Source organism: Pseudomonas sp. Irchel s3h9, assembly GCF_900187475.1.
Taxonomy (GTDB): Bacteria; Pseudomonadota; Gammaproteobacteria; order Pseudomonadales; family Pseudomonadaceae; genus Aquipseudomonas; species Aquipseudomonas neuropathica.
Genome location: NZ_FYDH01000005.1, coordinates 269,165 through 281,107, shown reverse-complemented (window position 1 = coordinate 281,107; position 11,943 = coordinate 269,165). Strand labels below are relative to the sequence as shown.

General features: G+C 60.3%; 10 protein-coding genes. 6 read left to right on the top strand and 4 right to left on the bottom strand.

The genetic code is table 11. The features are described from left to right. Together CKW26_RS10815 and mnmC are read right to left on the bottom strand one after the other, a co-directional pair. Window positions 1-1,773, bottom strand: coding sequence for an N-acetylglutaminylglutamine amidotransferase (locus tag CKW26_RS10815; protein ID WP_095048581.1), 1,773 nt, complete (start codon window positions 1,771-1,773; stop codon window positions 1-3). A gap of 162 nt (window positions 1,774-1,935) precedes the next feature. After that, window positions 1,936-3,915 (bottom strand): bifunctional tRNA (5-methylaminomethyl-2-thiouridine)(34)-methyltransferase MnmD/FAD-dependent 5-carboxymethylaminomethyl-2-thiouridine(34) oxidoreductase MnmC, encoded by a 1,980-nt coding sequence (mnmC, locus tag CKW26_RS10810; protein WP_095048580.1) that lies wholly within the window; start codon window positions 3,913-3,915, stop codon window positions 1,936-1,938. Window positions 3,916-4,087: 172 nt separating this feature from the next. Here mnmC and pap point away from each other — a divergent pair, with 172 nt between their 5' ends. Both pap and CKW26_RS10800 read left to right on the top strand, forming a co-directional pair. Beyond that, on the top strand, window positions 4,088-5,602 hold the full coding sequence (gene pap / locus CKW26_RS10805) for a polyphosphate:AMP phosphotransferase (RefSeq protein WP_095048579.1): 1,515 nt from the start codon (window positions 4,088-4,090) through the stop codon (window positions 5,600-5,602). Window positions 5,603-5,704: 102 nt separating this feature from the next. After that, on the top strand, window positions 5,705-6,889 hold the full coding sequence (locus tag CKW26_RS10800) for a thiolase family protein (RefSeq protein ID WP_095048578.1): 1,185 nt from the start codon (window positions 5,705-5,707) through the stop codon (window positions 6,887-6,889). Between the two features lie 135 nt (window positions 6,890-7,024). On the opposite strand, the gene CKW26_RS10795 is transcribed toward CKW26_RS10800, so the two are convergent. After that, entirely contained in the window at window positions 7,025-7,219 is a 195-nt protein-coding gene (locus tag CKW26_RS10795; RefSeq protein WP_095048577.1) for a DUF6316 family protein, read from the bottom strand. 210 nt (window positions 7,220-7,429) lie between these two features. Here CKW26_RS10795 and CKW26_RS10790 point away from each other — a divergent pair, with 210 nt between their 5' ends. Continuing rightward, window positions 7,430-8,383: a DMT family transporter gene (locus CKW26_RS10790; protein WP_095048576.1), complete on the top strand. Its 954-nt coding sequence runs from the start codon at window positions 7,430-7,432 to the stop codon at window positions 8,381-8,383. Window positions 8,384-8,468: 85 nt separating this feature from the next. Here the strand turns inward: CKW26_RS10790 and CKW26_RS10785 are convergent, their stop codons facing one another. Next, window positions 8,469-9,863: a class II fumarate hydratase gene (locus CKW26_RS10785; protein ID WP_007908383.1), complete on the bottom strand. Its 1,395-nt coding sequence runs from the start codon at window positions 9,861-9,863 to the stop codon at window positions 8,469-8,471. 193 nt (window positions 9,864-10,056) lie between these two features. Here CKW26_RS10785 and CKW26_RS10780 point away from each other — a divergent pair, with 193 nt between their 5' ends. From CKW26_RS10780 to CKW26_RS10770, 3 genes are all read left to right on the top strand, one after another. Next, window positions 10,057-10,578: a DUF2059 domain-containing protein gene (locus CKW26_RS10780; protein WP_095048575.1), complete on the top strand. Its 522-nt coding sequence runs from the start codon at window positions 10,057-10,059 to the stop codon at window positions 10,576-10,578. A 12-nt stretch (window positions 10,579-10,590) separates the two neighbouring features. After that, window positions 10,591-10,890 carry a BolA family transcriptional regulator gene (locus CKW26_RS10775; protein WP_007908388.1) on the top strand — a complete coding sequence of 100 codons (300 nt, stop codon included), beginning with the start codon at window positions 10,591-10,593 and terminating at the stop codon, window positions 10,888-10,890. 104 nt (window positions 10,891-10,994) lie between these two features. Next, the gene (locus tag CKW26_RS10770) at window positions 10,995-11,936 is read left to right on the top strand and encodes a rhodanese-related sulfurtransferase (protein ID WP_095048574.1); all 942 of its coding nucleotides are present in this window, start codon (window positions 10,995-10,997) and stop codon (window positions 11,934-11,936) included. Window positions 11,937-11,943 lie beyond the last annotated feature (7 nt).

The following is an 11,943-nucleotide window of genomic DNA, read 5'->3' as shown; positions in this document are numbered from 1 at the left end:
TCAGATTCCTTGTTCACTGAGCCACAGGTTCAGGGCAGCCAGTTGCCACAACTTCGAACCGCGCAACGGCGTCAGTTGGCCTTGCGGATCGGTTAGCAATTTGTCGAGCATGGCCGGGTTGAACAGACCGCGATCCTGACTCGGATCGAGCAGCAGTTCGCGCACCCAGTTCAGCGTGTCGCCCTGCAAGTGCTTGAGGCCCGGCACCGGGAAGTAGCCTTTTTTACGGTCGATCACCTCACTCGGGATGACTCGGCGCGCGGCTTCTTTGAGCACTTGTTTGCCGCCGTCAGGCAGCTTGAATTGGCCAGGCACTCGGGCCGAGAGTTCTACCAGTCGATAGTCGAGAAACGGCGTACGCGCCTCCAGGCCCCAGGCCATGGTCATGTTGTCGACGCGTTTGACCGGGTCATCGACCAGCATCACCGTGCTGTCCAGACGCAATGCTTTGTCCACCGCCGCATCGGCGCCGGGCTGGGCGAAATGTTCTTTCACAAAGTCGCCTGCGGCATCGTTCGCGGTCAGCCATTTCGGCTGCACGGTGGCGGCGTAGTCATCGTAGCTGCGGTCGAAAAACGCATTGCGATACGCCGCGTACGGATCCGCCGCACCGTCGACTTGCGGATACCAGTGATAACCGGCGAACAACTCGTCAGCACCCTGGCCGCTCTGCACCACTTTGCAGTGCTTGGCCACTTCGCGCGACAGTAGATAGAAGGCGATGCAGTCATGGCTGACCATCGGCTCGCTCATCGCGCGGAACGCGGCGGGCAATTGCTCGATGATCTCTTTCTCGTCGATGCGCAGTTGATGATGTTGAGTGCCGTAGTGTTTGGCGATCAGATCCGAGTATTGGAATTCGTCACCGCGTTCGCCGCCGGCATCCTGGAAACCGATGGAAAAGGTCGAAAGGTTGTCGACGCCGACTTCACGCAACAGGCCGACGAGCATGCTCGAATCGACGCCGCCGGACAGCAGTACACCGACATCCACTGCCGCGCGTTGACGAATCGCCACCGCTTCGCGGGTGCTGTCGAGGACGCGATCAACCCAATCTTCGAGGGTCAGATTTTTCTCATCATCGTGTGGGCCGTAAGGCAGCGTCCACCAGGTTTTCTGTTCGGTGTTGCCGTCGGCTTCAACGCGCATCCAGGTCGCCGGTGGCAGTTTTTCGATGCCGGCCAGCAGGGTGCGTGGCGCGGGGACCACGGCATGGAAATTCAGGTAATGATTGAGCGCCACCGGATCGAGGATCGGGTTGATGTCGCCACCCTTGAGCAGCGCCGGCAAGGCCGAAGCAAAGCGCAAACGCTGACCGGTGCGCGACAGGTACAACGGCTTCACGCCGAGACGGTCGCGGGCGATGAACAAGCGTTTGGCGTCGCGTTCCCAAATGGCAAACGCGAACATGCCATTGAGCTTCGGCAGCAGCGCTTCGCCCCAGGCGTGGTAGCCCTTGAGCAGCACTTCGGTGTCGCCACCGGAGTAGAACGCGTAACCCAGCGCTTCAAGTTCGGCACGCAGTTCCGGGAAGTTGTAGATCGCGCCGTTGAAGGCCAGGGACAAGCCCAACTGGCTGTCGATCATCGGCTGCGCCGAGCCGTCCGACAGGTCCATGATTTTCAGGCGACGGTGACCCAGGGCAATCGGCCCTTGGGCATGGAAACCCCACGCGTCGGGGCCGCGAGGGGCCAGGTGATGGGTGATTCTCTCGATCGCTGCAAGATCTGCAGGTTGTTGATCAAAACGTAACTCGCCAGCTAATCCGCACATAAAGTCCTTACCGGTTTTTCCGTTGGGGAGGGTGTTTCTTCAGCGGCCAAAATGGCCGGTACTCAGAAACTGACCCGGTGCGGTTGTGGGAGTTTTAGAACGATAAGTTATAAGCGGCGCCGTCAGACCAGTGGGCCACCGTCATGGCCCGTGGTCTTCAGTTCATTTGCCGCGAATCAACCGACGTAATGCAAAGCGGTTGGGGTGACAGGCTTCGGCGACACTGCGTGGCAGCGGTAGCGGTTCATTGTCCAGCCATGCGGCGAGCAGTTCGCCGGACAGTGGCGCGGTGATCAGCCCGCGAGAACCGTGGCCGCTGTTGACGTATAAACCGTCCAGCCAAGGGCAGGCGATGTCCGGCACTTGGCGCGCGTCTTTGCTCAGCACCGAGTAGGTGTCGAGGAACGCTTCGCGGTCGGCGAGGGGGCCGACAATCGGCAAATAGTCAGGGCTGGTGCAGCGGAAGGCTGCGCGGCCCTGAAGATTTTCGACGGGCTGTTCGCTGATGTGCAGACGCGTAACCAGATCGCTTGAGATCTCTTCGAGCATCGCCAGATTGCCCACGTGTTCGGCGGTGGTTGGCGTCAGGTCATCGCTGTTGAAATCGAAACTGGCGCCGAGGGTGTGTTCGCCTAGACGGGCAGGAGCGACGTAGCCTTCGGCGCAGACCACAGTGGCCAGTGCCTGGCTTTCTGCAGTTTCGGCGAGACGGGTGATCTGCCCGCGAATGCGCTTGAGCGGTAACTCGGCGCTCTGCGCAAAACATTTGATGTCGGCAGCACCGGCCAACACCACGACCGGCGCGCTGGCGAGCAAGCGGTCACCGTCGAGGGCTTGCCACTGGTCATCGACCCTGCGCAGTTGCAGTGCTTGGCAATGGTTGAGCAGTTCGATGTTCGCCTGCGCCGCTTGCGCCTGACACAGCGCCGGCGGATGCACCCAACCGCCTTCGGGGTAGTACAAGCCGCCATGGGCCAGACCGACTCCGGCACGGGCCTGCGCCTCGGGCTGATCCAGCCATTGCAACAGGTCTTCCGGGAAGGCTTCGGCCAACTGGGCGTGACGCTCGGCTTCCTTGGTATTGAACGCCAGTTGCAGCACGCCGCAAGCGTCCCAGTCGGTGCCGCGTTGCAGGGTTTCCAGCAGGCGTCGGGTGTAACCGAAACCACTGACGATCAGTTGCGACAGTGCCGTGCCGTGGGCAGACAATTTCAGGTACAGCACGCCCTGCGGATTGCCCGAGGCTTCTTGCGCAACCGCCGCATGGCGTTCGAGCAACGTCACCTGCCAGCCACGTGCGGCCAGGCTGGACGCGGTGGCGCAGCCGGCGAGACCGGCGCCAATCACCAGCGCTCGACGTTCAGCCGCGATCGGTGCAGGACGAGCGAACCAGGGTTTTTCCGGTGTCGGCGGCGTCACTTCCGCCGGCCAGCCGAGAAACTCGCCACGGAGGATTTCCCACTTGTGACCGATGCCCGGCGTGCGCTTCATTTTGAACCCGGCGGCGTTGAGCAAACGGCGGACCCAACCGGTACTGGTGAAGGTGCTGATGGTTGAGCCGGGCGCTGCCAGTCGCGCCAGCTCGACAAACAGTTCGGCAGTCCACATGTCGGGGTTTTTTGCCGGGGCGAAACCGTCGAGAAACCACGCATCAATCTGCGCGTCGAGCTGCGGCAGTTGTTCCAGGGCATCGCCGATCAACAGCGTCAGCGTCACGCGGCCGTGGGCCAGGGTGATGCGCTGAAAGCCGGCATGGATCGCCACGTAATGCCGTAGTAACTGATCGGCCAGTGGCTTGAGTTCCGGCCACAGGGCCAAGGCACGTTTCAGGTCGGCGGGGCTCAGCGGGTATTTTTCGACGCTGACGAAATGCAGGCGCGCACCCGCCATGGCGTGTTGCTCGAACAACTGCCAGGCGCAGAGAAAATTCAGCCCGGTGCCAAAACCGGTTTCACCGATGACCAGTCGCCCACCCGCCGGCAGCGCGGCAAAACGCTCGGCCAGGCGGTTCTGTTCGAGGAACACGTAACGAGTTTCTTCCAGCCCCGACTGATCGGAAAAGTAGACGTCATCGAACACCCGCGAACGCGGGCGTCCGTGGTCATCCCAATCGAGTTGGGCGTGGGGCAATACAGGTTTCATGGCAGGCTCGGCAACGACAAGGCGGCCATTCTAGCCGATCGCGCAGGGGCTGCTTGATCCATGGCAAGGCTTGCGCCCGTTGACTCACGGACAATCCGCCAGCCGCGGGAATTTCTGCGCCGCTGCTGTGCCCAATCCGCTAGTCTTGCTGAATCCTGGAAGGAGCCGTCCCATGTTTGAATCCGCTGAAATCGGTCACGCCATCGACAAAGACACCTTTGATGCGGCCGTCCCGGCATTGCGTGAAGCCTTGCTCGAAGCTCAGTTCGAACTGCAGCAGCAGAAGCGTTTTCCGGTGATCATCTTGATCAACGGCATTGAAGGCGCGGGCAAGGGCGAGACGGTCAAGTTGCTCAACGAGTGGATGGACCCGCGCCTGATCGAAGTGCGCACCTTCGATCAGCAGACCGATGAGGAGTTGTCACGGCCTCCGGCATGGCGCTACTGGCGAATGCTCCCGGCCAAGGGGCGCATGGGCATTTTTTTCGGCAACTGGTACAGCCAGATGCTGCAGGGGCGGGTGCATGGCCTGTTCAAGGATCCGCGTCTGGATCAGGCGATCGCCGGCGCCGAGCGTCTGGAAAAGATGCTCTGCGATGAAGGCGCACTGATTTTCAAATTCTGGTTTCACCTGTCCAAAAAACAGATGAAGGCCCGGCTCAAGGCGCTGGCTGATGACCCGTTGCACAGCTGGCGCATCAGCCCGCTGGACTGGCAGCAATCGGAAACCTACGACAAGTTCGTCAAATACGGCGAGCGCGTGCTGCGCCGTACCAGTCGCGATTACGCGCCGTGGCATGTGATCGAAGGCGCCGACGCCAACTATCGCAGCCTGGCGGTCGGCAAGATTCTCCTCGAAGGTTTGCAAAATGCGCTGAAGCGTCCGGACGTTCATCCGCACGATGTCAGCGCCGCGCCGTTGGGCACGCCGGTCGATCAGTTGAACCTGCTCGACAGCCTCGACCTGACCCAGCGTCTGGAGAAGAAAGACTACGAAGAACAACTGATCACCGAGCAGGCGCGCTTGTCTGGGCTGATGCGCGACAAACGCATGCGCCGCCACGCCCTGGTGGCGGTGTTCGAGGGCAACGATGCCGCCGGCAAGGGCGGGGCGATCCGTCGGGTCGCGGCGGCGCTCGATCCACGGCAATACAACATCGTGCCGATCGCCGCACCGACTGAGGAGGAGCGCGCTCAGCCGTACTTGTGGCGCTTTTGGCGGCACATTCCGGCGCGCGGCAAGTTCACCGTGTTCGACCGCTCTTGGTACGGCCGGGTGCTGGTAGAGCGGATTGAGGGCTTCTGCACGCCGGCCGACTGGTTGCGTGCCTACGGCGAAATCAACGATTTTGAAGAGCAGCTGTCCGACGCCGGAGTGATCGTCGTCAAGTTCTGGCTGGCGATTGATAAAGACACGCAGATGGAGCGATTTCAGGCGCGCGAAGCGATCCCCTTCAAACGCTTCAAGATCACCGAAGACGACTGGCGCAACCGCGACAAGTGGGACGCCTATCGCGCTGCCGTCGGCGATATGGTCGACCGCACCAGCTCGGAAATCTCGCCATGGACGCTGATCGAGGCCAATGACAAGCGCTGGGCTCGGGTGAAGGTGTTGCGCACAATCAACCGTGCACTGGAAGAGGCCTTCGAGAAATCCGACAAGCACGCGAAGAAACACAAGGACTGAGCCGATAGACGCGCATACGCGGGGTGAATGATTGTCGCGGTGGTTGATGCGGTGGACTTATGCTCGGTCCACTCTCAACCGACTAAAACAATGAGGTATGCCATGCGTGAAGTGGTGATCGTCGACAGCGTGCGGACTGGCCTGGCCAAATCCTTTCGCGGCAAGTTCAACCAGACCCGCCCCGATGACATGGCGGCCCATTGCGTCAACGCGCTGCTTGAGCGCAACGACATCGATCCGGCCAGCGTCGAGGATTGCATCGTCGGCGCCGGCTCCAACGAAGGCGCGCAGGGCTACAACATCGGCCGTAACGTCGCGGTGCTGTCGCGTTTGGGCACCGGCACCGCCGGCATGACCCTCAACCGTTTCTGTTCATCGGGCTTGCAGGCGATTGCGATTGCTGCCAACCAGATTGCCTCGGGTTGCAGCGACATCATCGTTGCCGGCGGCGTCGAGTCGATCAGCCTGACGATGAAAAGCGTCAACACCGATCACCTGATCAACCCGCTGCTCAAACAGCAAACGCCGGGCATCTACTACACGATGGGCCAGACCGCCGAAGTGGTCGCGCGGCGTTATGGCGTCAGCCGTGAAGCGCAGGATCGCTATTCATTGCAGAGCCAGATCCGCACCGCTCAGGCGCAGGCTGCCGGACTGTTCAACGATGAAATCGTGCCGATGGCGGTGAAGTACCGCGTCGAGGACAAAAACACCGGTGCAGTGCAGATTCTCGACGGTGTGGTTGATCGCGACGACTGCAATCGCCCGGACACCACCTATGAAAGTCTCGCCGGGTTGAAACCGGTGTTTGCTGAGGATGGTTCGGTCACGGCGGGCAACTCGTCGCAGCTGTCCGACGGTGCGTCGATGACGCTGGTGATGAGCCTGGAGAAAGCCTTGCAGTTGGGCCTCAAGCCGAAAGCATTTTTTCGCGGCTTCACCGTGACCGGTTGCGAGCCGGACGAAATGGGCATCGGCCCGGTTTTCTCGGTGCCGAAGCTGCTCAAAGCCAAAGGCTTGCAGGTGGCGGATATCGATCTGTGGGAACTGAACGAGGCGTTTGCTTCGCAGTGCCTGTACAGCCGGGATCGGCTGGAGATCGATAATGAGAAATACAACGTCAATGGCGGCTCGATTTCCATTGGTCACCCGTTTGGTATGACCGGGTCGCGGCAGGTCGGGCATCTGGTGCGGGAGTTGCAGCGGCGTAATTTGCGTTATGGCATTGTCACCATGTGCGTGGGTGGCGGGATGGGCGCGACCGGGTTGTTTGAGGCGGTTAGCTAAGCCAGAGCATTTTTGTTGTCTGTTCCATTGCTATCGCTGGCAAGCCAGCTTCCACAGGTTTCGTAGCGGTCGCACAAATTGTGTACGCCACTAATCCTGTGGGAGCTGGCTTGCCAGCGATTGGATCACCACCGCTTAACGACTGGAATTCTGTCCTTGCATCCGCGCGATGTAAGCCTGGATTTCCTTCTCAATCTGGACGGCACTCTCAAACGGCCCTTCAAGGGTATTTTCGCGAGTGCTGAAAAACAGTTCGCCATTGATCCGGCACACCCGGTCGCTGCGAAAGTGCATTTCGGGGGCGCTGTCGCGGGCGCGCATTCCTAACATGAGCGGTCTCCTTGGCTGATGTGCTGGAAGGGATCCAATGAGCTTATGCCTGAAGCACTTGGCTCGCCCGGCCAGCCGATCAACGGCGGCGCGTCAATTTAATGCTGCGACCTGCACAGTTTCATTCGCGTCCTGGCCTTAACTGTCCCTGTGTGTCGGTTCATGGCGCGCCTAGAATGAGCGCACTTGTCAGCAGGCTTTGGGGTTTCCATGCACATTTCATCGGGTCGCTGGGTGTACGGCTTGTTCCTGGCGCTGCTGACCGCGTTTCTATGGGGCATCCTGCCGATCAAACTCAAACAGGTCTTGCTGGTGATGGACCCGGTCACGGTGACCTGGTTTCGTCTGCTGGTGTCCGGTGGCTGTCTGTTTATTTATCTGGCGGTGGTAAAACGCCTGCCCAGTCGCAAAGTGCTGGGTCCCAGGGGTGGTTGGCTGGTGCTGATGGCGGTGCTCGGGCTGGTCGGCAACTATGTGTTGTACCTGATGGGGCTCAATCTGCTCAGCCCCGGCACCGCGCAACTGGTGGTGCAGATGGGCCCGATCATGTTGTTGATCGCCAGTCTGTTTGTGTTCAAGGAGCGTTTCAGTATTGGTCAGGGAATCGGGTTGGCGGTGCTGTTGATCGGTTTCGTGCTGTTTTTCAATCAGCGTCTGGCGGAGCTGCTGACCTCGTTGTCGGATTACACCGCCGGGGTTTTGCTGGTGCTGTTGGCGTCGACGGTGTGGACCTTCTATGCGCTGGGCCAGAAGCAATTGCTGACGGTATGGAATTCGTTGCAGGTGATGATGGTGATCTACCTGTTCTGCGCACTGTTGCTGACGCCGTGGGTGCATCCGCTCGAAGCGCTGAACCTCAGCCCGTTACAGGGCTGGCTGCTGCTGGCGTGCTGTATGAATACGCTGATTGCCTATGGCGCGTTCGCTGAAGCGCTGGCGCATTGGGAGGCGTCGCGGGTCAGTGCGACGTTGGCGATTACGCCGTTGGTGACGTTTGGCGCAGTGGCCATTGCGGCTGGGATCTGGCCGGACTATGTGCATGCCGAGCAGATCAATGGGCTTGGCTATGGCGGGGCGGTGTTAGTGGTGTTGGGTTCGGCGCTGGTGGCGTTGGGGCCTTCGTTGATTGCCGGGCTCAAGGCGCGGCGCATGCGTATGGCTTGAAGATCAAAAGATCGCAGCCTGCGGCAGCTCCTACAGAGGACGCATTCCAATGTAGGAGCTGCCGCAGGCTGCGATCTTTTGCTGTTTAGCCCTTGGCGCCAGCCTCGATCATATTCTCCGGCCGCACCCACGCATCAAACTCTTCATCCGTCAGATAGCCCAACGCCAACGCCGCCTCACGCAAAGTCAGCCCTTCGCTGTAAGCCTTCTTGGCGATCTCCGCCGACTTGTCATAACCAATATGCGGATTCAGTGCCGTCACCAGCATCAGCCCTCGTTCCAGATGTCTGGCCATGACTTCGGCATCTGGTTCCAGCCCGGCAATGCAGTGCTGCTGGAAGTTGCTGCAGCCATCGGCGAGCAGGCGAATCGATTGCAGCAGGTTGTGGATGATCACCGGTTTGAACACGTTCAACTGCAAGTGACCCTGACTCGCGGCAATGCCGATGGTCACATCGTTGCCCAGCACCTGACAGGCGAGCATCGACAGCGCTTCGCACTGGGTCGGGTTGACCTTGCCGGGCATGATCGAGCTGCCCGGCTCATTTGCCGGCAGCCGCACCTCGGCAAAACCTGCGCGGGGACCGGAGCCGAGCAGGCGCAGGTCGTTGGCGATTTTCATCAGCGCCACGGCGAGGGTTTTCAGCGCACCGGACAGGCTGGTCAGCGGTTCGTGGCCGGCGAGGGCGGCGAACTTGTTCGGCGCGGTGACGAAGGGCAGGCCGGACAGCGCCGCCAGTTCTGCAGCAATCGCCTCACCAAAACCATGCGGCGAATTCAGCCCGGTGCCGACCGCGGTGCCGCCCTGAGCCAGTTCACACACGGCTGGCAATGCAGCGCGGATTGCGCGTTCGGCGTAATCCAGCTGCGCGATAAAACCGGAAAGCTCTTGACCAAAGGTGATCGGTGTCGCGTCCATCATGTGCGTACGACCGGTCTTTACCAGTTTCATGTGCCGCGCCGCCAGTTCGGCGAGACCACCGGACAGCTCGGCGATCGCCGGCAGCAGTTGTTCCTGCACAGCCTGGGCGGTGGCAATGCTCATGGCGGTGGGGAAGCAGTCGTTGGAGCTTTGCGAGCGGTTGACGTGATCGTTGGGGTGCACCGGCGTCTTGCCGCCGCGCGGGTTACCGGCCAGTTCGTTGGCGCGACCGGCAATCACCTCGTTGACGTTCATATTGCTCTGCGTGCCGCTGCCGGTCTGCCAGACCACCAGCGGAAACTGGTCGTCGTGCTGGCCGTCGAGCACTTCGTCGGCAGCCTGCTCGATCAGGCGGGCAATGTCGGCGGGCAAATCGCCGTTACGGTCGTTGACCCGTGCAGCGGCTTTCTTGATCAGGGCCAGAGCGTGCAGTACCGGCAGCGGCATGCGTTCCTGACCAATGGCGAAGTTGATCAGCGAGCGTTGCGTCTGAGCACCCCAGTAGGCGTCGTCCGGGACTTCGATCTGGCCCAGGCTGTCGGTTTCGATACGGCTCATCGTGCACACTCCTGTTGGTCTGTTTGCGCAGTTTAGGCCGGCATCGGCCGTGGTGGTTCCCTCGAACCGATTGTTGACCGGTAAAACCCGGCCAATCAAGCACGGCAAGGCTCGGGGGTTGAGCCACGAGGTTTTTTAGGCGCAGAATGGTCGCCCTTGGGGTTTTACCTCGCCTAGCTGAAAAGGAAACTCGATGACTCGTCTTCGTGCCATCTGCACCGCGGTTGCACTGGTTTGCGCCAGCGGCCAGGTGCTTGCCGATACCGCCAGCCACAACGCCAGTGCTGAAGCTTTCCTGACCCTGGCGCACGCTGACAAGCTGGGCACTCCGGTGTACATGCAAGTGCAGCAAATGTTCGCTCAGCGTTTTGAACAGACCAAAGCCCCGGAAGCCAAGAAAGCCGTTCTGGAAACCTACCAGGCCAAGGCCAACGCCGCCCTGGACCAGGCCATCGGCTGGAACAAGCTCAAGCCTGACATGGTCAAGCTTTACACCAGCAACTTCAGCGAATCCGAGCTGAAAGATCTGGTCGCGTTCTACAAGTCGCCACTGGGCAAGAAAGTCCTGGAAAAAATGCCGCAGCTGACTCAGCAATCGGCCCAGATGACCCAGGCCAAACTGGAAAGCGCCGTGCCTGTCGTCAACAAGCTGCTCGACGACATGACCAAAGAGCTGGACCCGAAAAGCGCTGCTGCGCCGGCCAAGAAGAAGTAAGCGGAGTTCGTGATGACCATGCAACAACGCATCGAATCGACGCTGGCCCTGCTTCAGCCTGAGCACCTGCAAGTGCTGGATGAAAGCCACATGCACAGTCGCGGGTTGCAGACGCACTTCAAGGCCGTAGTGGTCAGCGCGCAGTTCGACGGCCTGAACCGGGTCAAGCGCCACCAGAAAGTCTACGGCACGCTCGGTGAGCTGATGGGCGAGTTCCATGCGTTGGCGCTGCACACCTACACCCCGCAGGAATGGGCAGAGATCGGCGCCGCTCCGGCATCGCCGACCTGTGCTGGCGGCAGTAAGCATTAAGCTTCGGTTTTTTGCTAGAATCCGCAACGCGCCGCTCACCCGGCGCGTTTTTTTTTTTGAATCCGGTTCACCCTTTGCGAGGGTAGCCACCTGGAGAAATACCCATGACACAACCGATTGTCGTGGCGGCACTGTATAAGTTCGTCACCCTCGAAGATTACGTCAACCTGCGCGAGCCGCTGCTGCAAGCGATGGTCGACAACCAGATCAAAGGCACCCTGCTGATCGCCGAAGAAGGCATCAACGGCACGGTGTCCGGCACTCGCGAAGGCATCGACGGTCTGCTCGCCTGGCTGAAGAACGACCCACGCATGATCGACATCGATCACAAAGAGTCGTACTGCGACGAGCAGCCGTTCTATCGCACCAAGGTCAAACTGAAGAAAGAGATCGTCACCCTCGGTGTCGAAGGCGTCGACCCGAACAAAAAGGTCGGCACCTACGTTGATCCGCAAGACTGGAACGCGCTGATCAGTGACCCGGAAGTGCTGTTGATCGACACCCGTAACGATTACGAAGTATCGATCGGCACTTTCGAAGGCGCCATCGATCCGAAAACCACCAGTTTTCGCGAATTCCCCGACTACATCAAAGAACACTTCGACCCGGCCGTGCACAAGAAGGTCGCAATGTTCTGCACCGGTGGCATTCGCTGCGAGAAAGCTTCGAGCTACATGCTCGGCGAGGGTTTCGAAGAGGTTTACCACCTCAAGGGTGGCATCCTGAAGTACCTCGAAGAGGTGCCGCAGGAAGAAACCAAGTGGCAGGGCGACTGCTTCGTGTTCGACAACCGCGTGACCGTGCGTCACGACCTCAGCGAAGGCGACTACGATCAATGTCATGCCTGCCGCACACCGGTCAGCGTTGAAGATCGCACCAGCGAGCATTACGTTGCCGGCATCAGCTGCCCGCATTGCTGGGACACGTTGAGCGAGAAAACCCGCCGCAGCGCCATCGATCGGCAGAAACAGATCGAACTGGCCAAGGCGCGTAACCAGCCGCACCCGATCGGCTACAACTACAAGCAAGCATCCACCGAGGCTTAACCATGTC